Origin of the sequence: Micromonospora sp. AP08, assembly GCF_008085935.1 — a bacterium.
GTDB classification, from domain to species: Bacteria; Actinomycetota; Actinomycetes; order Mycobacteriales; family Micromonosporaceae; genus Micromonospora; species Micromonospora chersina.
Map to the genome: position 1 here is coordinate 105,329 of NZ_VSEZ01000005.1, position 23,563 is coordinate 128,891.

The 23,563-nt window shown below is 75.5% G+C and carries 15 protein-coding genes; 5 read left to right on the forward strand and 10 right to left on the reverse strand.

The features are described from left to right. Positions 1-13 precede the first annotated feature (13 nt). The 3 genes from FXF50_RS10705 to FXF50_RS10715 form a co-directional block, all read right to left on the reverse strand. Positions 14-1,657: a SulP family inorganic anion transporter gene (locus tag FXF50_RS10705; protein ID WP_148427266.1), complete on the reverse strand. Its 1,644-nt coding sequence runs from the start codon at positions 1,655-1,657 to the stop codon at positions 14-16. Between the two features lie 77 nt (positions 1,658-1,734). Beyond that, positions 1,735-2,073 (reverse strand): helix-turn-helix transcriptional regulator, encoded by a 339-nt coding sequence (locus FXF50_RS10710; RefSeq protein WP_148427062.1) that lies wholly within the window; start codon positions 2,071-2,073, stop codon positions 1,735-1,737. A 118-nt stretch (positions 2,074-2,191) separates the two neighbouring features. Beyond that, the gene (locus FXF50_RS10715; RefSeq protein WP_148427063.1) at positions 2,192-4,639 is read right to left on the reverse strand and encodes a glycoside hydrolase family 2 protein; all 2,448 of its coding nucleotides are present in this window, start codon (positions 4,637-4,639) and stop codon (positions 2,192-2,194) included. Between the two features lie 320 nt (positions 4,640-4,959). Here FXF50_RS10715 and FXF50_RS10720 point away from each other — a divergent pair, with 320 nt between their 5' ends. Continuing rightward, positions 4,960-5,979, forward strand: coding sequence for a LacI family DNA-binding transcriptional regulator (locus FXF50_RS10720; protein ID WP_148427064.1), 1,020 nt, complete (start codon positions 4,960-4,962; stop codon positions 5,977-5,979). A gap of 31 nt (positions 5,980-6,010) precedes the next feature. On the opposite strand, the gene FXF50_RS10725 is transcribed toward FXF50_RS10720, so the two are convergent. Beyond that, positions 6,011-8,299, reverse strand: coding sequence for a bifunctional diguanylate cyclase/phosphodiesterase (locus FXF50_RS10725; RefSeq protein WP_255509981.1), 2,289 nt, complete (start codon positions 8,297-8,299; stop codon positions 6,011-6,013). Positions 8,300-8,547: 248 nt separating this feature from the next. On the opposite strand from FXF50_RS10725, the gene FXF50_RS10730 reads away from it, so the two are divergent. Next, on the forward strand, positions 8,548-8,925 hold the full coding sequence (locus FXF50_RS10730) for a PH domain-containing protein (RefSeq protein ID WP_187399617.1): 378 nt from the start codon (positions 8,548-8,550) through the stop codon (positions 8,923-8,925). Between the two features lie 4 nt (positions 8,926-8,929). Here the strand turns inward: FXF50_RS10730 and FXF50_RS10735 are convergent, their stop codons facing one another. Further along, a complete protein-coding gene (locus FXF50_RS10735; protein WP_148427066.1) occupies positions 8,930-9,856 on the reverse strand; it encodes a 2-hydroxyacid dehydrogenase in 927 nt (308 codons plus the stop codon). A 142-nt stretch (positions 9,857-9,998) separates the two neighbouring features. Between FXF50_RS10735 and FXF50_RS10740 the strand changes: the two genes are divergently transcribed. From FXF50_RS10740 to FXF50_RS10750, 3 genes are read left to right on the forward strand one after another with little or no spacing between them, the layout of a single operon-like run. Next, positions 9,999-11,804: a SpoIIE family protein phosphatase gene (locus FXF50_RS10740; RefSeq protein ID WP_148427067.1), complete on the forward strand. Its 1,806-nt coding sequence runs from the start codon at positions 9,999-10,001 to the stop codon at positions 11,802-11,804. A gap of 56 nt (positions 11,805-11,860) precedes the next feature. Next, positions 11,861-13,036, forward strand: a complete 1,176-nt coding sequence (locus tag FXF50_RS10745; RefSeq protein WP_148427068.1) for a sorbosone dehydrogenase family protein — start codon at positions 11,861-11,863, stop codon at positions 13,034-13,036. 54 nt (positions 13,037-13,090) lie between these two features. Beyond that, positions 13,091-14,701: a metallophosphoesterase gene (locus FXF50_RS10750; RefSeq protein ID WP_148427069.1), complete on the forward strand. Its 1,611-nt coding sequence runs from the start codon at positions 13,091-13,093 to the stop codon at positions 14,699-14,701. A 4-nt stretch (positions 14,702-14,705) separates the two neighbouring features. Here the strand turns inward: FXF50_RS10750 and FXF50_RS10755 are convergent, their stop codons facing one another. The 5 genes from FXF50_RS10755 to FXF50_RS29795 form a co-directional block, all read right to left on the reverse strand. Then, on the reverse strand, positions 14,706-17,063 hold the full coding sequence (locus FXF50_RS10755; RefSeq protein WP_148427070.1) for a pyruvate dehydrogenase: 2,358 nt from the start codon (positions 17,061-17,063) through the stop codon (positions 14,706-14,708). A 118-nt stretch (positions 17,064-17,181) separates the two neighbouring features. Beyond that, complete coding sequence (gene gatB / locus FXF50_RS10760) at positions 17,182-18,681, reverse strand: Asp-tRNA(Asn)/Glu-tRNA(Gln) amidotransferase subunit GatB (protein WP_148427071.1); 1,500 nt, start codon at positions 18,679-18,681, stop codon at positions 17,182-17,184. 13 nt (positions 18,682-18,694) lie between these two features. After that, positions 18,695-20,170: an Asp-tRNA(Asn)/Glu-tRNA(Gln) amidotransferase subunit GatA gene (gene gatA, locus FXF50_RS10765; RefSeq protein ID WP_148427072.1), complete on the reverse strand. Its 1,476-nt coding sequence runs from the start codon at positions 20,168-20,170 to the stop codon at positions 18,695-18,697. Further along, positions 20,167-20,472 carry an Asp-tRNA(Asn)/Glu-tRNA(Gln) amidotransferase subunit GatC gene (gatC, locus tag FXF50_RS10770; protein WP_091312731.1) on the reverse strand — a complete coding sequence of 102 codons (306 nt, stop codon included), beginning with the start codon at positions 20,470-20,472 and terminating at the stop codon, positions 20,167-20,169. The genes gatA and gatC overlap by 4 nt, the downstream gene beginning before the upstream one ends. A gap of 150 nt (positions 20,473-20,622) precedes the next feature. Beyond that, a complete protein-coding gene (locus tag FXF50_RS29795; protein WP_255509982.1) occupies positions 20,623-23,478 on the reverse strand; it encodes an EAL domain-containing protein in 2,856 nt (951 codons plus the stop codon). Positions 23,479-23,563 lie beyond the last annotated feature (85 nt).

Below are 23,563 nucleotides of genomic sequence, written 5' to 3' on the forward strand. Positions count from 1 at the left end.
CCGCCCCTGGCGGTCAGCCGGCCAGCGCGATGGCGCGGGCGTGGCGGATGGCGGCCGGGGTGTCCGGGAAGATCAGCCCCTCCCGGCGCAGCTCGGCCGCCACGCCCAGCGTGCTGAGCACCTGGTCGTGACCCGGCGTGATGCCGGAGAGCAGCACGGCGATGCCCCGCCCGCGCAGCCGGTCGACGGCGTCACCGAGCACCTGTGCGCCGGTGGCGTCGACCGTGGACACCCGGGACATCCGCAGGATGACCACGCGGACGTCGGCCACCTCGGCCAACTCCAGCAGGAACGTGTGCGCGGCGGCGAAGAAGAGCGGCCCGTCCAGCCGGTACGCCACGATGTGCTCGGCCAGCAGGGCGTGCTCCTCGGCGCTGTGCTCGCCGGGATCGAGGGGGACCTGTTCGAGCCGGGCGCTGCGGGCCACCGCGCGCAGCGCGAGCACGACGGCCACGGCCAGCCCGACCGCGACGGCGGTGACCAGGTCCCACATCACGGTGACCGCGAAGGTGAGCACCAGCACCACGGCGTCGGCCCGGGTGGCCCGGAGCAGCGCCCGCAGCGACCCGGCCTCGACCATCCGCACGGTCGTGGCGAGCAGCACCCCGGCCAGCGCGGCGAGGGGGATGCGGCCGACGAGCGGGGCGGCGGCCAGCACGATGGCGGCGAGGGCGACGGCGTGGGTGAGCGCGGCGAGCTTCGACGAGGCGCCGGCCCGCACGTTCACGGCGGTGCGGGCGATGGCGGCCGTGGCCGGGATGCCGCCGAACACCGGGGCGGCCAGGTTGGCCAGGCCCTGCCCGAAGAGTTCCCGGTCCGGGTCGTGCCGTTCGCCGACGGTCATCCCGTCCGCCACGGTGGCCGAGAGCAGGCTCTCCAGGGCCGCGAGCGCAGCCACCGCGAGCGCGCTGGGCAGCAGCATGCCGATCGCGCCGGGGTCGAGGAAGTCCAGCGACGGGGCGGGCAGCCCCTGCGGCAGGGCGCCGATGCGGACCAGGTCGACCGGGGCCAGTTCGGCGAGGAGCGTGGCGGCGGCCACCCCGAGCAGGGAGAACGGCAGGCCGGGGCGCCAGCGGGCGCCGAGCAGCATGAGCGCGGCCACCCCGAGCGCCACGGCGACGGCCACCGGCCGGGGGTGGGCGGCGAACCGCACGACCGCGTCGGCGGCCACCGCCCAGACCTTCTCGCCGTGGGCGTCGGTGACGCCGAGGGCCGCGGGCACCTGTTGCAGGGCGATGACCACGGCGATGCCGGCCGTGAAGCCCTCGATGACGGGGGTGGGCAGGTAGCGGACGTAGCGGCCGAGGCGGGCCAGGGCGAGGGCGAGCAGGATCAGGCCGGCAAGCGCGCCGACCATCAGCACGCCCCGGGCGCCGAAGCGCTGCACCACCGGCACGAGCACCACGGTCATGGCTCCGGTGGGGCCGGAGACCTGGAGGTTGGAGCCGCCGAAGATCGCGGCGACGGCCCCGGCGATCACGGCGGTGACCAGCCCGGCCTGCGCGCCAAGCCCGGAGGTGACGCCGAAGGCGAGCGCGAGGGGCAGCGCCACCACGGCCACGGTGAGCCCGGCGAGCAGGTCGCGGCGGGGCGAGCGGCGTACCGCCGCCCAGTCGGACCGGCCGGGCAGCAGCCCGGACAGCCGGGTCCGGAGCAGCCGGCCCGCCCGCCGCGGGCCGCCGCCGGGGACGCCGGGCCGGGACGGACTGTCGACGGCGGAGCGGGCAGCGGCGTTCACCGCTGCCCTTCCCCGGCGCGCAGCTCGTCGAGGAGGGCGTCGCGGTCGGTGAGGACCGCGCCGAGGATCCGCCGGCCGGCGGCGAGCAGGTCGGCCACGTCCGGGGTGCTGAGCGAGTAGACGACCAGCGGGCCGTCCCGGTGCGAGGTGACCATGCCGGCCCGGCGCAGGACGGCGAGCTGCTGGGAGAGGTTGGACGGCTCGACGTCGATGGCGGTGAGCAGGTCGCGGACCGGCTTGGGCCCGTCCTGGAGCAGTTCGAGCACCCGGATCCGGACCGGGTGCCCGAGGGTGCGGAACAGCTCCGCCTTGGCCTGGTACAGCGGCACCGACATGTCGACTCCTCCCCGGGAACCCTGAAGACTTTAGCACTTGCGAAAATCTTCAATTCGGTGCCGGGATCTTGGCGAGTTGCCGTTTGCCACGACCGGCAACCCGCCAGGATCCAAGCGGCTATCGGGTGAGGTCGTTGACGCAGCGCAGCACGGGGCGGCGGGTGAGCGCCGCCGGGTCGAGCGGGGCGCCGGCGTGCACCGTGAAGGTGGCCGACTCCCCCGGCAGCAGGGTGACCAGCGCCCGGTCGACCTGCGCGGCCGGGTCGAGCCGGTCCGGGAAGAGGGTCAGGTCGCGCAGCACCGTCCGGGCGGTCACGCGCACCCGCTGGCCGCCGCCCGCCGGCTCGACCGTCGCGGACAGCTCCGCGGCCGGCCACTCGACCTCCCGGTCCGTGGCGAAGAACCACAGCGCCCGCTCCGCGGTCTCGCCGGCCTCCGCGACCAGCAGCTCCCGCCGCGCCTCGTCCGGCCGCGCCAGCTCCGCCGGCAGCGCCAGCACCACCGAGGAGTACGCGGGGACGTCGAGCTCCACCGAGGTCTTCGCCCTCGGCTCCCCGGTGAGGGTCAGCCGGGTGACCGTGGCCGGCGCGCGCCACGCCTCGCCGCTCTCGTTCACCGCCACCAGCGCCAGCCCGCCGTCGCGCGGCTGCACGGTGAGCAGCCGGGCCGCGTAGGCCCGGCGCAGCGCGTACCACAGGGGTTTGCGCCGGCCGTCCCCGTCGACGGCCGCCCACGAGGTGACCGGCCAGCAGTCGTTGAGCTGCCAGACGATGGTGCCCATGCAGACCGGCCGGTACGAGCGGAAGTGCTCAACGCCGAGCTGGATGGCCCGGGCCTGGTTGAGCTGGGTGAGGTAGTGCCAGTCGTCGAAGTCGGCGGGCGCCGGCAGGTGGGCGTCGAGGCCGCGCTGGAGCTTGCGGTCCCCGTCGGCCGCCTTCTGGTGGTGCGCCATGCCGGGCGAGTCGTGGGCGAGCGGCTCGTCGGACAGCGCCCGGCGCAGGGTCGCGTACGCCGGCGGCGCCTGGTAGCCGAACTCGGCGACGAAGCGGGGCACGTACTCCCGGTACTTCGTGTAGTCGTCGGTGTTCCACACGTCCCAGATGTGCGTGGTGCCGTGCGCCGGGTCGTTCGGGTGCACGTCCTCCCTGCCGGACCAGGGGCTGCCCGGCCAGTACGGCCGGGTCGGGTCCAGCTCGGCCACGATCGCGGGCAGCAGCTCCAGGTAGTAGCCGCGTCCCCAGGTGCGGCCGGCCAGGGGCTCCTGCCAGTCCCAGTCGTGCCAGCCCCAGATGTTCTCGTTGTTGCCGGTCCAGAGCACCAGCGAGGGGTGGCTCGCGAGCCGGGTGACCTGCTCCCGCGCCTCCGCCTCGACCTCGGCGCGGAACGGCTCCTCCTCCGGGTACGCGGCGCAGGCGAAGAGGAAGTCCTGCTGCACCAACAGCCCGAGCTCGTCGGCCAGCTCGTAGAAGTCCTCCGACTCGTAGCGGCCGCCGCCCCAGACCCGCAGCAGGTTGACGTTCGCGCCGACCGCCTGCGCGAAACGCTCCGCGAGGCGGGCCCGGGTGACCCGGTTCGGGAAGGCGTCGTCGGGGATCCAGTTGACGCCCCTGACGAAGACCGGCACCCCGTTGACGTGCAGGGTGAACGCGGAGCCGTGCGCGTCGGGGGCGGTGTCCAGGCGCACCGAGCGGAAGCCGATCCGGCGGGACCAGCCGTCCAGCGTCCGGCCGTCCGCGGCGGAGAGGGTCACGTCGAGGTCGTGCAGGGGCTGGTCGCCGTACCCGACGGGCCACCAGAGCGCCGGGTCGCGGACGGCGAGGGTCGCCACGGCGTGGCGCTCCCCCGCCGGGACGGCGATCTCGACGGCGACGCCCGCGACGGTGGCGCGCACGGTGAGTGGGTCGTCGCCCGCCCGCTCGACCTCGATGTGCAGGTCCACCCGGCCGGCGCCGTCCTCGACCGTGACCAGCGGCCGGACGGTCGCGAGCCGGGCGGTGGACCAGGCGTGCAGCCCGATCTCCTGCCAGATGCCGGCCGTGACGACGGTCGGCCCCCAGTCCCACCCGAAGTTGCAGGCGGTCTTGCGGATGAAGTGGAACGGCTCCGGGTACGCGTTCGGCCGGTCGCCGAGCCGGTCCCGGTGCGCCTCGGCGTAGCGGTACGGCGAGTCGAACCGCACGGTGAGCGTGTTGGCGCCCGGTCGCAGCAGCGGGCCGGCGGCGAAGCGGTAGCCGCGGTGCTGGTTCTCGGTGCGGCCGACCTCGGTGCCGTTGAGGGTGACCGTGGCGACCGTGTCCAGGCCGGCACAGACCAGGTCGACGCGCTCGTCACCGCCCGGCCGCCAGTCGAAGGTGGTCTCGTAGACCCAGTCGGTCCGGCCGATCCAGCCCAGACCGTTCTCGTTGTCGTCGAGGTACGGGTCGGGGATGAGGCCGGCCGCCAGCAGGTCGGTGTGCACTTCTCCGGGGACGGTCGCCGGCACCGCCCGGCCGGCGACCTCCGGTGGCACCTGCGGGCCGGGCACGGCCCGCAGCACCCAACCCTCGTGCAGCGTCTGACGGCTCACGACTTCACCGCGCCTTCCATGATTCCGCGGACGATCTGACGTCTCCCGACATCGAGAGACGTTGACTGAACCGGATAAGTGACCACACCGTACGAGGGACATCCTGGGCTGTCAACGGCCGCATAACAGCGAGAGGCTGGCGGAGAGGGGTGGGTCGGGCCGTGCGCTTAACCGCGCAAGCGCCGGGCCACCCCGGCTCCGTTCCGGGTCGCGCCGTACCGACGGCGCGGCGGCCCCCTTGCAGTAGCGTGACAGCCGCCGGTCACCCCCGGTTGTCGAAGGTGGCCCCGCGCGGGCCGGACGAGTGGAGGAGCGCGCCCGTGAAGCGGCCCACCATCGCCGACGTCGCCCGGCGGGCCGGGGTCTCCAAGGGCGCGGTGTCGTATGCCCTGAACGGGCAGCCCGGCGTGTCCGAGGCGACCCGCCAGCGGATCCTGGCGATCGCCGCCGAGATCGGGTTCAGCCCGAGCAGCGCCGCCCGGGCGCTCTCCGGCGCCACCGCCAAGGCGGTCGGCCTGGCCCTGTGCCGGCCCGCCCGGATACTGGGCATCGAGCCCTTCTTCATGGAGCTGATCAGCGGCGTGGAGGCCGAGCTGTCGGCCCGCTCGTACGCGCTGACCCTGCAGGTGGTGGCCGACCAGGAGGCGGAGATCGCGGTCTACCGCCGCTGGTGGGCCGAGCGCCGGGTGGACGGCGTGTTCGTCTGCGACCTGCGCACCGACGACCGGCGGGTGCCGGCACTGGAGGAGCTGCAACTGCCGGCCGTGGTGATCGGCGGGCCCGGGCACACCGGCAGCCTGGCCAGCGTCTGGTCCGACGACGCGGCGGCCCTGGTCGAGACCGTGGAGTACCTGGTCGCGCTGGGGCACCGGCGGATCGCCCGGGTCGGCGGCCTGCCCTCGCTGCTGCACACCGAGATCCGCACCGACGCGTTCACGCAGGTGTGCCGCCGGCTCGGGCTGGACGAGGCCAGCACGGTCTGGTCCGACTACACCGGCGAGGAGGGGGCGCGGGCCACCCGCCGCCTGCTCAGCTCCGCCGGCCGACCCACCGCGGTGATCTACGACAACGACGTGATGGCGATCGCCGGGCTCTCGGTGGCCCAGGAGATGGGGCTGAGCGTGCCCGGCGACCTGTCCATCGTGGCCTGGGACGACTCTCCGCTCTGCCAGCTCGTGCACCCGCCGCTGACGGCGCTGGGCCGGGACATCCCCGCGTACGGGGCGCACGCCGCGCGGCAGCTCCTCGCCGTGATCGCGGGCGAGCCGGTCACCGGCCTCCAGGACGAGACCGCCCACCTCACCCCGCGCGGCAGCACGGCTCCCCCGCGCCCTCGGTGAACCGGTTCAGCCATCCCGCTGAACCACCAGGTCAGCGCGGCGTCGAGGGGAACTCCTCGAACCACGCCTCCACCCGCTCGGCGGGGGCCGGGCGGGCCAGCGCGAAGCCCTGCCCGTAGTGGCAGCCGGCCCGGCGCGCCCCGGCCACCTGGGCGTCGGACTCCAGCCCCTCGACCACCACCTCCAGGCCGAGCCGGTCACCGAGGTTGGCCACCACGTCGATCAGCGGGCGCTGCCCGTCGGCGCCCGGCCCGACCAGATGCGGGCCTACCTTGAGCAGGTCGATCGGCAGCCTGCGGAGCTGGGCCAGCGAGGCGTGCTCGGCGCGGAAGTCGTCCAGCGCGGTGCGGACGCCGAGCGAGCGGAGGCCGGCGAGCCGGGCCACCACGGTGGACAGCTCGGCGGCCACCGCCGGCTCGGCCACCTCCACGACCAGGCGCTCCGGCGGCACGTCGTACGCGGCCAGCGCGGTCGCGGTGCGGGCCACGAAGTCGGGCGCGGCCAGCTCCCGGGGCGTGACGTTGACCGCCATCCACAGCACGCGACCCCCCTCCGACCAGTCCGCGAGCTGCCGGCAGGCCCGGTCCAGCACCCACCGCCCGAGCTCGCCGAGCAGGTCGAGGTCGGCCGCGACGGGCAGCAGCTCATCCGGCAGCACCGTGCCCAGAGCGGGGCTGCGCCAGCGCAGCAGCGCCTCCGTGCCCACCGGCAGCCGGTCGGCCAGCGCCAGCACCGGCTGGTAGATCAGGTCCAGCTCGCCCCGGGCCACCGCGCCCGGCAGCTCCCGCTCCAGGTCCAGCCGGCGGACCAGCTGCTCCTCCAGGTAGGCGTCGTACCACTCGACCCGGTCCCGGCCGAGCTGCACGGCGCGCCGCCGGGCCAGGTCGGCCTGGCGCAGCACGTCCTCCGGCTCACCGCCGGTGGTCTCGGCGAGCCCCACGCTGGCCCGGATCCGGCTCGCCCCGCCGGGCCGCGGGCACGGCTCGGCGAGCGCGACCAGCAGCCGGGTGCCCAGCGCGTACGCGAGCACCGGGCCCACGTCGGTGAGCACGGCGAACTCGGTGTCGGTGAGCCGGGCCACCACGTCGTGCGGTCCGGCGCCGGCCCGGAGCCGGCGGGCGACCTCGGCCAGCACCGGCGCGTCCAGCACGGCCGTCTCGTCGGCGCCGTGCAGGTCGACCACGAGCAGCGCGCCGCCGGCGCGCCGGTCGAGGGCGCGGACCAGCCCGGCCCGGTCGACCGGCGCGGCGCCGGCGGGCGGGCCGTCGTCGCCGACCAGGTGCCGCAGCCGCGCCTCGCTGGCGGCCAGCCGCTCGGCCCGCCGCCGCTGGTCGGCGGCGGCGAGCACCTCCCGGACCACCATGGGCGGGATGACGGACAGCCCCAGGGCGATCGCCGGGGCGGTGAACTCCCCCACCGTCCACAGGTGCTGACCGGCGGCCAGCGCCGCGATGCCGGCCGGCGCGGTGAGCCCGGGCCAGGCGGCCGGGGTCGCACCGGCGCGGGGGCGCTCCCCGGCCGCCGTACGCCGGGCGCCGGCCGCGGTGAACAGCGCGCCGGCCAGCAGCGGCGGCGCGACGGCCAGCACGGCCCGGTCCGGGGCGGCGTAGGCGAGCAGCACCACGAGCAGGGCCAGCCCGCCCAGCGTGGCCGCCGCGCCGGCGTGGCAGCGGGCCGCGCCCGGCCGCCGACGCCGCTCGGCGAGCGCGGCGACCAGCAGCGCGGCCAGCGCCACGGCGCCGCCGACGCTGGCGGCTCGCGCGGCCGGGGGCACGGGGCCGGGCGGCAGCAGCACCCAGCCGGCGAAGACCAGGCTGACGCCGAGGCCGGCCACGTCCACGCCGCGGCGCAGCCGCTCGCGGGTGGACAGCCGGGAGCGGCCGGGCAGCCGGACCAGGGCCACGGCGTACAGCGGGGCGGTCACCGCCAGGCCGGCCAGCGCGACCGGCAGCCGGTGCGCGGGCTCGCTCAGCGGCAGCACCGCGACGGTGAGCCCGGCGGCCAGCACGGCGACGTCGAGGATCCCGGCCACCCGGCGGGACAGCGCCACCCGGCGGGCCCGCCGGCCGGTGGGCGTGGTGCCGGGTGCGGACGGCTCGGGCGAGGTGGGCGGGTCGGGCGGCGCGGGCGGGGCGCCGGCCAGCCAGGCGAGGCGGACGCAGGCCAGCGCGCAGCCACCGGCGACGGCGAGCGCCACGGCGGCCGGGCCGGGAACGAGGCCGGCGGCGCCGGCCAGGACGAACAGCGCGCCGGCGAGCGACACGGCGAGGTCGGGCAGCGGTGGCCGGCTGCGGGGGCCGGCGGGGTGGGTGACGGGCACGGCGGTCGCCTTCGTGAGGGGGCACGGGGCGGTGCGGTTGCGGTACGACGTGCGGGGTCAGCGGGCAGGGCAGGTCGGGGCTCGGGCACGACCGGCGCCGGACGGGGACCGGCGCGGCCACGCCCATAAACGATCCCGGACGCCCAGGGTTACGCGACACAGCACGTGACGCCCGTCACACCCAGATGCCGGCCCACGCCTCGCCGCCCGCCCGGATCGCGGCCGGTCCCGGATGGGATCATCGTGGGGTGAGCCGCGCCGACACCGTCCGTTTCCGCTACAACCAGGCGATCCTGGTGGCCGCGATCGTCGCGTTCATCGGCGCGCTGCCGCTGGCCACCGCGCGCTGGTGGCTGCTCTGGGTGCTGCTGATCCCGCTCGCGCTCGGCGTCTGGGCGTGGCGGGCCGGCACCGACGCCGACGCCCGCGAGCTGCGGCTGCGGGCCCTCGTGGGGCAGCGACGGGTGCCCTGGACGCGGGTCGCCGAACTCACCGCCGACGCGCGCGGCCGGGCGGTCGCCCGGCTCGACGACGGCGAGACGCTGGTGCTCCCCGCGGTACGCGCCGCCGACCTGCCCCGGCTGGTCTCCGCCACCGGGCAGGAGCTGCCGGAGTCCGCCGGCTGAGCCGTCAGTAGCCGTCCACCACCCGGTTCACCAGCGGCTCCCCGGCCGCGAACCGGCGCACCTGCTCCCCCACCAGCCGGTACGCCCGCGGCAGCAGGCCGCGGACCGAACCGGCGACGTGCGGGGTGAGCAGGACGTTCGGCAGGTCCCAGAGGGGATGGTCGGCGGGCAGCGGCTCCGGATCGGTCACGTCCAGCGCGGCCCGCAGCCGCCCCGATTCCAGCTCGGCGACCAGCGCCGAGGTCCGGGCCACCGGGCCCCGGGCGGCGTTGACCAGCAGCGCGCCGTCCCGCATCGCGGCGAGGAACTTCTCGTCGACCAGCCCCCGGGTCTGCTCGGTCAACGGCACCAGCAGCACCACCACGTCGGCGTCGGGCAGCAGGGCGGGCAGCTCGTCCACCCCGTGCACGTCCTCGGCCGGGCGCGGCGTCCGGGCGACCAGGGTGAAGCTCACCTCGAACGGGGCCAGCCGGGCCCGGACGGCCGCGCCGATCGAGCCGGCGCCGACGATCAGCACCCGCTTGCCGGCCAGCTCGTCGGTCGGGGCCACCTCGTCGTACGCCCACTCGCGGCGGGCCTGGGCGCGCGCCAGCGGGCCGAAGCCGCGCAGCGCGGACAGGATCGCGGCGACCACCCACTCGGCGGTGGCCGAGTCGTGCACGCCCCGGGCGTCGCAGAGCGTCACCCCGTCGGGAACCCGCCCCACCCAGGCGTCCGCCCCGGCGGAGAGGAGCTGCACCACCGCGAGGTCCGGCAGCTCGGCGAGGAGCGTGCCGGCGTCCGCGCCGGCCAGAAAGGGCGGCACCCAGAACCGCACGCCGGAGGGGGACGACGGCAACCGGGCCGGGTCCGTCAGCAGTTCCACGGTGACGCCCGCGGGCAGCTCGCCGAGGAGGCTCCGGCCGGCCGGGTGGGGGATCCATACCTTCACGACCGCCGACGATAGTCGTACCCGGCGGCGCGGGCGGCCGGGCCGTGACGACCGCCGCTCGCCAGGGTTGGCGGTCGGCCGCGCGAGGTATAACCGAGGGCGGAACGCCGACGGGCGCTCCGCATGTCGAAGACGGGTGGTCATGAGCGAGGACGGCGTCGGGCGTGCGGTCGTGCCGATCCCGGCGCTGGCCGACCCCGAGCGGCTGCGTTCCCTCGCCGAGACCCGGCTCGGCTCGGCGCCCGACGAGGCGTTCGACCGGTTCGCGCGGCTGGTCGGCGACCTGCTCGACGTGCCGGTCGCGCTGGTCTCGCTGGTCACCGCCGACCGCCAGTTCTTCCCCGGGGCCACCGGGCTGCCCGAGCCGTGGGCCGGGCGGCGGGAGACCCCGCTGAGCCACTCGTTCTGCCAGCACGTGGTCGACGTCGAGGTGCCGATGGTGCTGCCCGACGCCCGCCTCTACCCCCGCGTACGCCGCAACCTGGCCATCGAGGACCTCGGGGTGGTCGCGTACGCGGGGATGCCGCTGACCGACCTCGACGGCCGGGTGCTCGGCTCGCTCTGCGCCATCGACAGCAAGCCCCGGGCCTGGACGGCCGAGCAGCTGCGCACCCTCGCCGACCTGGCCGCCGCCTGCTCCTCGGAGCTGCGGCTGCGGATCGCCGTGGAGGGGGCCGAGCAGGCCCGCCGCCGCGCCGAGGAGGCGCACGACCGGCTCGCCATGCTGGCCGGGATGAGCGAGCTGCTGGGCGGCACGCTCGACATGGCCACGGCGGTGGACCGGCTCGGGCAGGCCATGGTCCCGCTGCTCGCCGACTGGTGCCTGATCACCCTGGTCGACCCGGCGGGCCGGCCGCGGACCGTCTCGGGGCTGCACCGGGACCCGGACCGGGCGGCCGACCTGGACCGCTTCACCCGGCTGCTGACCACCGGCCTCGGCCCGGGCTCGATCATCCGGTCGGTGCTGCGGACCGGGCGGCCGGTCATGCGCGAAGCGGCCGCGCCGGCCGACGTCGAGCAGGGCACCACCCACCCGGAGCTGGCGCCGCTCGCCGAGCGGCTGGGCTTCGGCTCGCACCTCACCGTGCCGATCACCGCCGCCGGCGTGCGCGTCGTCGGCGCCGTCACGCTGGTCAACGGCGCGTCCCGGCGCGGGTTCGACGAGAGCGACCTGCGGACCGCGCTGGACATCGGCCGCCGCGCCGGCCAGGCCGTGGGCAACAGCCGGCTCTACGGCGAGCAGCGGCACGTCGCCGAGGTGCTGCAGCACAGCATGCTGCCCACCCTGCCCGTGGTGCCCGGCGTCGAGCTGGCCGCCCGCTACCTGCCGGCGGCCGACCGGGTCGAGGTGGGCGGCGACTGGTACGACGCCTTCGTCCAGCCCGACGGCGAGCTGGTCGCCGCGATCGGTGACGTGGCCGGGCACGACATCGAGGCGGCGGCGACCATGGGCCAGCTGCGCAACCTGGTGCGCGGCGACGCGTACGGGCGGGACGACCCGGTCGACGAGCTCATGACCCACCTCGACCGGGCCATCCAGGGGCTGCCCGTGCCGACCGTGGCCTCCGCCGTGCTGGCCCGGGTCCGCCCCGCCGCGCCCGGGCTCCTGGTCTCGTGGTGCAACGCCGGCCACCCCCCGCCGCTGCTGGTTCCCCCCGAAGGGCCGGTACGCGCGCTGGACGAGGTTCGGGGGCCACTGCTCGGCCTGGCCCGGCCGCCCCGGCGCATCCGCCGGGAGCTGGCCCTCGCCCCGGGCGACACCCTGCTGCTGCACACCGACGGGCTGATCGAGCGCCGGGACCGGCCGATCGACGAGGGGCAGGCCGCGCTGGTCGAGCAGCTCGCCGACGGCGCGTCGCTCCCCCTACCGGCCCTCTGCGACCGGCTGCTCGCCGCCGCCCACCGGCGGGAGGACGACGTCGCCCTGCTCGCCCTGCGCGCCCGCTGACCCCGGAGGCGGTTCGTCGGGCCCGGTTCGCCACCCGGCCCGGCTAGGCTGGCCAGGTGAGGTCGCGTCCCCCGTACCCCCGCACCGGCCGCCTGCGGGCGGCGCTGGCGGCGTCCTGCGCGACGCTGCTGCTGGGCACCGCCGGCTGCGCCTTCGGCGACCCGGATCCCGACCCGGCCGGCGAGCCGCCCAACTTCCCGTCGCCGTCCACCTCAGCCAGCCCCGGGGGCGCGGGCCAGCAGGTGGTCGCCACGGTGCTGGCGAGAGGACTCGCGGTGCCCTGGGGCATCGCCTTCCTCCCCGACGGCGGCGCGCTGGTCACCGAGCGGGACAGCGGGCGGATCCTCCAGGTCGGCCCGAAGTCCGGGCCGGAGGGGATGACCGTCCGGGTCGTGCAGACCGTGCCGGACGTGGCGGCCGCCGGCGAGGGGGGCCTGCTCGGCATCGCCGTCTCCCCCGCGTACGCCCGGGACCGCACGGTCTTCGTCTACTACACGAGCGCCGCGGACAACCGGATCGCGAAGCTGGAGCTGGGCCGGCCGCCGACGCCGATCCTCACGGGCATCCCGAAGGCCGGCAACCACGACGGCGGCGGGCTGGGCTTCGGCCCTGACGGCTTCCTCTACGCCAGCACCGGCGACGCCGGGCGCACCGCGAACGCGCAGGACCCGAAGAGCCTCGGCGGCAAGATCCTGCGGATCACCCGGGACGGCAAGCCCGCACCCGGCAACCCGACCGCCGGCTCGCCGGTCTGGTCGACCGGGCACCGCAACGTGCAGGGCTTCGCCTGGACACCGGACAAGAAGATGTTCGCCGTGGAGTTCGGCCAGAACACCTGGGACGAGATCAACCAGATCAACAAGGGCGGCAACTACGGCTGGCCGCAGGTCGAGGGGCGCGGCGACGACAAGCGCTACGTCAACCCGATCGTGCAGTGGCGCACCGGCGACGCCTCCTGCTCCGGCCTGGCGGCCGTGGAGCGACTGCTGGTCACCGCCTGCCTGCGCGGGCAACGGCTCTGGTTGGTCGGGCTGGCCGGCAACGGCACCGTCCTCGGCCAGCCGCGCGAACTGTTCACCGGCCGGTACGGCCGGCTGCGGGCCGCCGCCGTGGCCCCGGACGGGTCGGTCTGGGTGAGCACCTCCAACCGGGACGGGCGGGGCAAACCGGCCGGCGACGACGACCGGATCCTGCGGCTGGTCTTCGCCGACGGCGGCGCCGGCCGCAGCTGATCCGCTTCCGGCAGGTTTGCCAAGATCCTTCTACGGGCAGGTCAGAATCTCAGCATGGACGGCCAGGAGAACGAGCAGCACGGCGCCGGGGACGAGGCGGCCCCGGAGGACGGCCGCGCCCGCCGACGGTGGCGGCCGGGCAACGGGCTGCGCCGGCTCGGCGTGGTGCTGGCCCTGCTCGTGGTCACCCTGGCCGGCGTGGTGGCCGGCACCTACGCCGGCGGGCACGTGGGCACCGACATCGGGCCGTTCCGCGCGGAGCTCAATCTCAGCCCGTCGCTGAGCGGCGGCACCACCGTCGACATCCCGCCGCTGGGCGCGCTGCTGCTGGACAGCCACGACGGGCCGGCCTACCTGACCGTCGAGCTGGGCGCGCTGGACCAGCGGCGTACCGAGGCGCTGATCGACGACCCGGCGAGCATCAGCCGGGCCAGCCAGTCGGCGGTCGAGGACGTCCGGGCCGGCGTCATGCGGCTCGGCCTGAAGACGGTCGCCTCGGCGGTGCTGGCCACCCTGCTGCTGGCCGGGCTGGTCTTCCGCGACACACGCCGCACCGCGTGGGCCGGCGGGCTGGCGCTGGTGGTCACCGCCGGCAGTCTCGGCCTGGCCGCCGCCACCATCCGGCCGCAGGCCATCGAGGAGCCGCGCTACGAGGGGCTGCTGGTCAACGCGCCGGCGATCGTGGGTGACGCGCGCCGGATCGCCAACGACTACACCAAGTACGCCGAGCAGCTGCAACGGCTGGTCGGCAACGTCAGCAAGCTCTACACCACGGTCTCCGCGCTGCCGGTGGTCCAGCCGTCGCCCGGCACCACCCGGGTGCTGCACGTCTCCGACATGCACCTCAACCCGACCGGCTGGCAGCTCATCCGCACGGTGGTGGAGCAGTTCAACATCGACGTGGTGATCGACACCGGCGACATCACCGACTGGGGCAGCGAGCCGGAGGCGTCCTTCGTCGGCTCGATCGGCCTGCTCAAGAAGCCGTACGTCTACATCCGCGGCAACCACGACTCGCCGAAGACGGCCGCCGCGGTGGCCGCGCAGCCGAACGCCGTCGTGCTGGACAACTCCGCGACGACGGTCGCCGGGCTGACCATCGCCGGCATCGGCGACCCCCGGTTCACCCCGGACAAGGAGACCTCGCCAGCCGGCAGCGGGCTCACCAAGGTCGTCGCCGACCAGGTGATCGGCGCCGGCGAGCAGCTCGCCGCCACGGTCAAGGCCTCGCCGAAGCCGGTGAACATCGCGCTGGTGCACGACCCGGCCTCGGCCGGCCCGCTCTCCGGCACCTGCCCGCTGGTGCTGGCCGGGCACACCCACGCCCGGCAGGTGTCGAAGCTGCCGCAGGTGCCGGACAAGCAGCCGACCCAGCTCATGGTGGAGGGCTCCACCGGCGGCGCCGGGCTGCGCGGCCTGGAGGGCGAGAAGCCCACCCCGCTGTCGATGTCGGTGCTCTACTTCGACCAGCAGAAGCTGTTGCAGGCGTACGACGACATCACCGTGGGCGGGACCGGGCAGTCGCAGGTCAACCTGGAACGGCACGTGATCCAGGACCCGAAGAAGGGTGACCGGGTGCCGGTCACCCCGACACCGACCCGGGGCGGGCCCGTGTCGCCCGCCCCGACCGGCAGCCCGACGGCGACGCCGAGCCCCACCGGCTGACGCGTCAACGCAGCGAGAGGGCGGCCAGCGCGGCGTTGACGATGCTGCCGGGCAGCAGGTCGTGCAGCTCGTACAGCTCGCCGACGCTGCCGGACTGGCCGAACTCGTCGACGCCGAGCGGCACGGCCGGGGCGCCGAGCGCCGAACCGAGCCAGGCCATCGCGTGCGAGGCCGCGTCGTGCACGGTGACCACCGGCACCCGGTCGGCGAAGGCCGACCGCAGCGCCCCGGGCACGCTCGGCACGGTCGCCGTCCGCACGCCCTGGCGCAGGGTCCGCTGCCAGGCCCGGTAGAGCCGGTCCAGGCTCGTCACGTCGACCACGTGCGCCGCGACCCCCTCCTCCGCCAGCTCCGCGGCGGCGGCCAGGACCTCCGGCAGCACCGCGCCGGAGGCGGCGAGCTGCACGACCGGGGCGTCCGCCAGGTGGGGGTACGCCTCGTGCGCGTCGACGAGCCGGTAGGCGCCCGCCACCACCTGCCGGCGCAGCACCGCGTCGCCGAGCCGGGCCCGGGCCGCCTCGAACGGCGCCTGGTCGATCGGTCGGGTGCTGAGGCGGAAGTAGTACGCCCCGTCCTCGGCCGGCGCGGCCGTGGCGGCCGGCGCCGCTCCCCCGGCGATCTGGCCGAGCGCGTCGCAGAGCAGCCAGTCGAGGCTGCCGGCGTACGCGGGTTCGCAGAAGGTGACCCCGGGCAGCTCCAGGCCGACGGAGGCGGTGATGGTCGACTGGTGGGCGCCGCCCTCGGGGGCGAGGGTGATGCCCGACGGGGTGCCCGCGACCACGAACCGGGAGCCGGAGTAGGTGCCGTAGAGGAAGGCGTCCAGGCCGCGCAGCACGAACGGGTCGTAGACCGTGCCGACCGGCAGCAGCGGCTGCCCGGACAGGTCCCACGACAGGCCGAGCTGGCCGAGCAGCAGGAACAGGTTCATCTCGGAGATGCCCAGCTCGATGTGCTGCCCCGCGGGGGTCTCCGTCCAGCGCAGCATCCGGTCCTCGGTCCAGGAGCGCTGCTCGGTCGGGGCGAACACCCCGGTCTTGTTGATGAACCCGGCCAGGTTGGTGGAGGTGGCCACGTCCGGCGCGGTGGTGACCAGGTAGGGCGCCACCTTCGGGTCCCGGGCCAGGTCGACCAGCACCCGGCCGAAGACCTCCTGGGTGGAGACGGGCTTGTTCACCCGTACCTTCGTGGTCTCCGGGACGGTGACCCCCAGCGCCCGCTCGCGCGGCGCGCGGGACAGCGCCTCCCGGCGTTCGCCGGCCCGGATGCCGGCCGGGGACGCCGGGTCGAGGCGGTCCCACTCGGTGTCGCGGGTCAGGCCGTGCGCGGCGCGCAGCGCGTCGACCTGCTCGGTGGTGAGCAGCGCCGAGTGGTTGCGTGGGTTGCCCGCGATCGGCAGCCCCCACCCCTTGACCGTGTAGGCGAAGACCACGCTGGGCCGGTCGGTGACCGCGTCGCACTGGGCGTACGCGTCGAGCATCGCCTGGAGGTCGTGCCCGCCCAGGTCGGTGACGAGGGGGCCCAGCTCGTCGTCGGGGATGTCCGCCACGAAGGCGGCCACCTCGGCCGGGGCGCCGTCCAGGAACTGCTTGCGCAGGGCCGGCCCGGCCAGCCCGAACAGCGACTGGTACTGCTCGTTGGGCATCAGGTCGATCCAGTCGCGCAGCGCCGCCCCGCCCGGCCGCTCGTACGCCTCGGCGAGCCGGCGGCCGTACTTGACCTCGACCACGTGCCAGCCGGCGGCCTCGAACTGGCCGCGCCACTGGTTGATCCGCACCCCGGGGACGACCCGGTCCAGCGACTGGCGGTTGAAGTCGACCAGCCACATCACGTTGCCCAGCCCGGTGGTGGCCGGGTCGGCGACGGCCTCCCAGATGTTGCCCTCGTCCAGCTCCGCGTCGCCGATGAGGGCGATGAACCGGGAGTGCGGCCGCTCGCCGAAGTGCGCGTCGACGTAGCGGCGGGTGACCGCGGCGAACAGCGGCGCGGCGGCGCCGAGGCCGACCGAGCCGGTGGAGAAGTCCACCCCGTCCGGGTCCTTGGTCCGGGACGGGTACGACTGCAACCCGCCGCGCGCCCGCAGCTTCGGCAGGTAGGACCGGTCCAGGTTGCCGAGCAGGTACTGGACGGCGTGGAACACCGGCGAGGCGTGCGGCTTGACCGCGACCCGGTCCTCGGCGTCGAGGTGGGCGAACCAGAGCGCGGTCATCGCGGTCACCAGTGAGGCGCTGGACGCCTGGTGGCCGCCGACCTTCACCCCGTCGCCGGTGTCCCGGTCGTGGTTGGCCGCGTCCACGATGCGGGTGGCGAGCCAGAGCACCCGCCGCTGGATCTCGTCGAGGACGTCGAGGTCGTGCTGGTTCACGGTGACTCCATCCGGGCGTCGCCGTTGACGCCCACGCGCGGGGGGTGCGGGGTGGCCGCGTACTCGGAACAGACCGGGGGCCGCCGCCGGGTCACGACGGCGGCCCTCGGGACGGAACTCAGCCCTGGACGCCGAGGCGCGCCAGGATCAGCTCGCGGACGGTCTTGGCGTCCGCCTGGCCGCGGGTGGTCTTCATGACCGCGCCGACCAGCGCGCCGGCCGCCGCGACCTTGCCGCTGCGGATCTTGTCGGCGACGTCGGGGTTGGCCGCGATCGCCTCGTCCACGGCGGCGGTGAGTGCGCCCGTGTCGGAGACCACCTCGAGGTTGCGGTTGGTCATGATCTCGGTCGGTGAGCCCTCGCCGCCCACCACGCCCTCCAGGACGATGCGGGCCAGCTTGTCGTTGAGCCGGCCGGCGTCCACCAGGCCCTGCAACTCGGCGACCTGCTCCGGGGTGACCCCGACGTCGGAGAGCTCCACGCCGGTCTCGTTGGCCCGCCGGGACAGCTCGCCCAGCCACCACTTGCGGGCGGCGGCCGGGGTGGCGCCGGCGGCCACGGTCCGCTCGATCAGCTCGACCGCGCCGGCGTTGACCACCGACTGCATGTCCAGGTCGGACAGGCCCCAGTCCTGCTGGATGCGCTTGCGGCGCAGCCGCGGCAGCTCCGGCAGGGCGGCCTTCAGCTCGGCCACCCAGGCGGGGTCCGGCGCCAGCGGGACCAGGTCCGGCTCCGGGAAGTACCGGTAGTCGGTGGCGGTCTCCTTGGACCGGCCGGAGGTGGTGTCCCCGGTGTCCTCGTGGAAGTGCCGGGTCTCCTGGGTGATGGTGCCACCGGCGTCGAGCACCGACGCCTGGCGCAGCATCTCCGAGCGGACCGCCCGCTCGACCGAGCGCAGCGAGTTGACGTTCTTGGTCTCGGTGCGGGTGCCCCACTCCTCGCCCGGCAGGTTCAGCGAGGTGTTGACGTCGCAGCGCAGCGAGCCCTCCTCCATCCGGACGTCGGAGACGCCCAGCGAGCGGATCACGTCGCGCAGTTCGGTGACGTACGCCCGGGCCACCTCGGGGGCGAGCGCGCCGGTGCCGGGGATCGGCTTGGTGACGATCTCGACGAGCGGGATGCCGGCCCGGTTGTAGTCGACAAGCGATTCGGTGGCGCCGTGGATCCGGCCGGTGGCGCCCCCGACGTGCAGCGTCTTGCCGGTGTCCTCCTCCAGGTGCACCCGCTCGATGCCGATCCGCACGGTCTCGCCGTTGACCTCGACGTCCAGGTAGCCGTCGACGCACAGCGGCTCGTCGTACTGGCTGATCTGGAAGTTCTTCGGCATGTCCGGGTAGAAGTAGTTCTTCCGGGCGAACCGGCACCACTCGGCGATGGAGCAGTTCAGCGCGAGACCGATCCGGATGGTCGCCTCGATGGCCGCCTTGTTGGCGACCGGCAGCGAGCCGGGCAGGCCGAGGCAGACCGGGCAGACCCGGGTGTTCGGCTCGCCGCCGAAGTCGGTCGGGCAGCCGCACCACATCTTGGTGTTCGTGCCCAGCTCGACGTGGGTCTCCAGGCCGATCACCGGTTCGTAGCGCGCCACGACCTCGTCGTACGCGGGCAGTGTCGTCGTCATCGGTGCTCCTGCCTCACAGTGCCGGTGGGGTGAACGTGCCGACCGTGGACTCCAGCGCGGCGGCGACCCGGTACATCCGGTCGTCGGCCATGGTCGGGGCCATGATCTGGAAACCGACCGGTAGCCCGTCGGACAGGCCGCACGGGACCGAGATTGCCGGCCCGCCGTACAGGTTCGTCGGAATGGTGAACAGGTCGGCCAGGTACATCTGGTAGGGGTCGGCGGTGCGCGACCCGATCGGGAAGGCCACGAACGGGGTGGTCGGCGAGATGAGCGCGTCCACCCGCTCGAAGGCGGCCGTGAAGTCCCGGGTGATCAGGGTGCGGACCTTCTGCGCCTGACCGTAGTAGGCGTCGTAGTAGCCCGAGGAGAGCGCGTAGGTGCCGACCATGATGCGCCGCTTGACCTCGGGGCCGAAACCGGCCTCCCGGGTCAGCGACATGACCTCCTCCAGGGACCGGTTGCCGTCGTCGCCGACCCGCAGGCCGAACCGGACGCCGTCGAACCGGGCCAGGTTGGAGGAGCACTCGCTCGGCGCGATCAGGTAGTAGGCCGGGAGCGCGTACTGGAAGTGCGGGCAGGAGACCTCGACGATCTCGGCGCCCAGCTTCGCCAGTGCCTCCACCGACTCGCGGAACGCGGCCATCACACCCGGCTCGGCGCCCTCACCGGTGAACTCGGTGACCACACCGAGCTTCACCCCGGTCAGGTCGCCGGACGCGCCCAGCTTCGCCGCGCTCACCACGTCCGGCACCGGGGCCGGGATGGAGGTGGAGTCGCGCGGGTCGTGGCCGCCGATCGCCTGGTGCAGCAGCGCGGCGTCCAGCACGTTGCGGGCGCACGGGCCGGGCGTGTCCAGCGAGGAGGAGAACGCCACCAGGCCGTACCGCGACGTGCCGCCGTAGGTGGGCTTCGCGCCGACCGTGCCGGTGACCGCGCCCGGCTGGCGGATCGAGCCGCCGGTGTCCGAGCCGATCGACAGCGGCGCCTCGTACGCGGCCAGCGCCGCGGCGCTGCCGCCGCCCGAGCCGCCCGGGATGCGGTCCAGGTCCCACGGGTTGCGGGTCGGGCCGTACGCCGAGTATTCCGTGGAGGAGCCCATGGCGAACTCGTCCATGTTGGTCTTGCCGAGCATCACGGTGCCGGCCTCGCGCAGCCGCTCGACGATCGTCGAGTCGTACGGCGGGCGCCAGCCCTCCAGGATCTTCGAGCCGACGGTGGTCGGCACACCCTTCGTGGTGAGCACGTCCTTCACGGCGACCGGCACGCCCGCGAGGGGGCCCAGGTCCTCGCCGGCGGCCCGGCGCTCGTCCACGCTGCGGGCGGCGGCCAGCGCGCCCTCGGTGTCGACGTGCAGGAAGGCGTGCACCCGCTCGTCGACGGCGGCGATCCGGTCCAGGTGGGCCTGCGTGACCTCGACGGCGGAGGTCTCGCCGGCCGCCACCAGGCCGGCGATCTCGGCGGCGGTGAGCCGGGTCAGGTCAGTCATGAAGCCACATCCTCGTCCAGGATCCGCGGGACGCGGAACCGCTGCTCCTCGGCGTCGGGCGCACCCGACAGCGCCTCCTGCGGGGTCAGGCACGGCGTCACCACGTCCTCGCGGAGGACGTTGGTCAGCGGCACCGAGTGGGACGTCGGCGGGATGTCCGCCGCGGCGACCTCGCCCACCTTGGCGACCGACTGGAGGATCACGTCCAGCTGGCCGGCGAAGACGTCCAACTCCTCCTCGGTGACGGCGAGCCGCGACAGTCGCGCGAGGTGCGCGACCTCCTCGCGGGAGATGGCGGCCATCGGGTGCCCCCTTCGTGGCTGTCCTGCTGCGTCTGCGGTGTGCCGGCCGCGCGCTCGCCGGTGACGATGACGCGCGGTGACCGGAGCGAGTCTATTGCCCTCCGGTCGGGTCGACGCCTCCGACTCCCGGTGCCGGCCCGCGGGCGCCGGTCAGCGGGGCGGGCGGCGCGGCCCCTCGCCGTCCGCCGGCACGGCCGGGTGGACCGGGCGGTAGCGGGACAGCCAGGTGACCAGTTCCTCGGCCGGCATGGGCCGGGCGTGGAACCAGCCCTGCGCCACGTCGCAGCCGGCCGCGTGCAGCAGCCGCCAGGTGCGCTCGTCCTCCACGCCCTCGGCCACCACCCGCAGCCCGAGCGCCCCGGCCAGCTCGATCATCGAGCGGACGATGGCCGCGTCGTCGGGGTCGTCGGCCATCCCGAGCACGAACGACCGGTCCACCTTCACCTCGGACAGCGGCAGCCGGCGCAGGTGCTGCAACGACGAGTAGCCGGTGCCGAAGTCGTCCAGCGCGATGCCGACCCCGATCCGGTGCAGCTGGGTGATGCTGGCCAGCACCCGGCGCGGGTCGGCCATCAGCGCGCCCTCGGTGATCTCCACCTGGAGCCGGTCCGGCGGGACGCCGTACCGGGCCAGCCGGTCGGCGATCTGGTCGGCGATCTCGCCGGTGTGCAGGTCCCGGACGCTGACGTTGAGCGCCGCACGCAGCGTGAGCCCGGCCGCCGACCACTTGGCCACCTGCTCCACCACGTCCTCCACCACCCGGCGGGTGAGCAGCCGCATCACCGCGCTCTGCTCGGCGACCTGGATCAGCTCCCCCGGGTCGACCATGCCCCGGCGCGGGTGCCGCCAGCGCAGCAGCGCCTCGACCCCCACCACCTCGCCGGTCGCGATGGCGATCTGCGGCTGGTAGTACATGGTGATCTCGCCGGGATCCCCGGCCGGGTCGTCGAGCCCGCTTCCGCCGCTGCGACGCGCCCCGCCCGGGCCGCGCCGATCCGCCGTCCGGGCCGGGGCCGGCGCGGCGTCGCCCGTGGCGCCCGCCCGTCGACCGGCGTGCGGCGAATCCGGACCGCCGCGCTCCGGACGGTCGGCGGACACGGCCGGGCCGCCGGGCAGCGCGGCCGGCCGGCCGTGCGGCGCCTCGGCCTGCTCCACGCCTGCCGCCCCGGCGTCGAAGGCCGGGGCGAGCCGGTCGCCGTCACCGGGCGCGGTCGCCTGGGTGAGCCGGTCCCGGTCGCCGGGCGCGGTCGCCGGGCTGAGCCGGTCACCGTCCTGGGGCGCGATGGCCGGCGTGTGCCGGTCGCGGTCGGCTGACGCGGTCGCCGGGGCGAGCCGGTCGCCGTCGCCGGGCGCGGTGGCCGGGCTGTCGGCGCCGGCGGCCGGGCGCGCGGCCCGGCGGCGGATCGGGTCCGCGCCCGTGACGATCCGGTTGATCAGCTCGTCGTCGTCCCGCACCTCGACGCGCTCGCGCCGCCGCAGCCCCCACCGACCCGACCGCTCCAGCGTGCGGCGCGGCCGCGCCGCACCGGAACCGTCCGCGGACCCGTCCCCACGCCGGGCCCCGCCGGCCCGGCCGCCGTTGCGCGGCAGCGCGTCGCCGCGGGCCGGCCGCGCCGACGGGTCCGGCAGGCCGGGCGCCGGGGCGAGGGCCGCGCCGTCGCCGCCGCGTACGCCGGTCGGCTCCTCGGCCGGGGCCCGCGGGCCGGCCTCCAGCACGCGGCGCAGGTCGGCGAGGAGGCTCAGCCGCTCGGCGGAGTTGTGGTCGGACTCGGGCGCGTAGACGGCGACCGTGTCGTTGCGGTGCTTCGCGTCGTACATGGCCACGTCGGCGTGGCGCATCAGGGTGGCGAAATCCTCGCCGTGCTCGGGGAAGAGCGCGATGCCGATGGAGCCGCCCACGTCCAGCGGCAGGCCGTCCAGTGGCACCGGCTCGGCGAGCGCGGCCACCACCCGGTCGGCCCGCTCGCGCGCCTGGTCGGTACCGGTGAGCCGGGGTACGACGATGGCGAACTCGTCGCCACCGAGCCGCGCCACCAGGTCCTCCTCGCCGACCACCTCGATGAGCCGGGCGCTCACCTCGACCAGCAGCCGGTCCCCGACGGCGTGCCCGAGCGCGTCGTTGACGTGCTTGAACCGGTCGAGGTCGAGCAGCAGCAGGGCCAGGTGGGCGTCCGGCTCGCCGCGGGCCGCGCGCTCGGCGTGCAGGTGCACCTGCTCGGCCACCTCGGTGAGCAGGGCCTTGCGGTTGGGCAGCCCGGTCAGCGGGTCGAGGTCGGCGAGCTGTTCCCGCTCGGCGGAGAGCCGCGCCATCCGGTAGACCGCGAACAGCGGCACCAGCACCAGCGGGATCAGGGCGGCGCTGGCCCGGGCGGCGGCCACCAGCACCGGGGCCAGCAGCAGCAGCGAGCCGGTGGAGAGCAGCTCGTAGGCCAGGCCGAGCCGGACGGCGGGCCACCAGCGGTCGCCGAACCGCAGCCGGATCGCGGAGCTGACCAGGCCGTAGTTGACCACGAACCAGGCCGCCATGGCGCCACCCACCGCCGCCACGTCGGTCCAGTGCAGCCGGCCGCCGTCGAAGAGCTCGCCCGACCCGAGCCGGGTGACTCCGTACGCGGCGGCCAGCGCGCACGCGTACTGGGCCCCGTTGAAGGCGGTGCGCCAGCCGGCGTAGCCGAGCCGCCAACCGGAGACGGCCACCGCCACGGCCTGCACCGCGACGGCCGGGCCGAGCCCCCAGCCGAGCAGGATGGCGAAGGTGAAACAGGTCGACGGGAACACCGCCGAGGTCTGCCGTCGACCGGGCGGCACGAACGGGCGGGCGTCGCAGGCGACGGCGAGCGCCGCCATCGTCCAGAAGGCGGCCGGCAGGTGGGGCAGCTCGTCGGGGAGCGCGGCCAGCGGCCCGGCCGAGACGAGCAGGGCCAGGACGCCGACCACGCTGACGAAGCCGAAGAACGGCCCGGTCCGCCCGGGCGGGACGGAGTTTCGCGGGTCGCCGGTCTCCATCACACCTCCCGGGGATCGGCCCTGGCGCGCGCCGTCACACGCCGTACGCCAATGAAACGCCCTCGGTGCCGATTTCCCCGACACG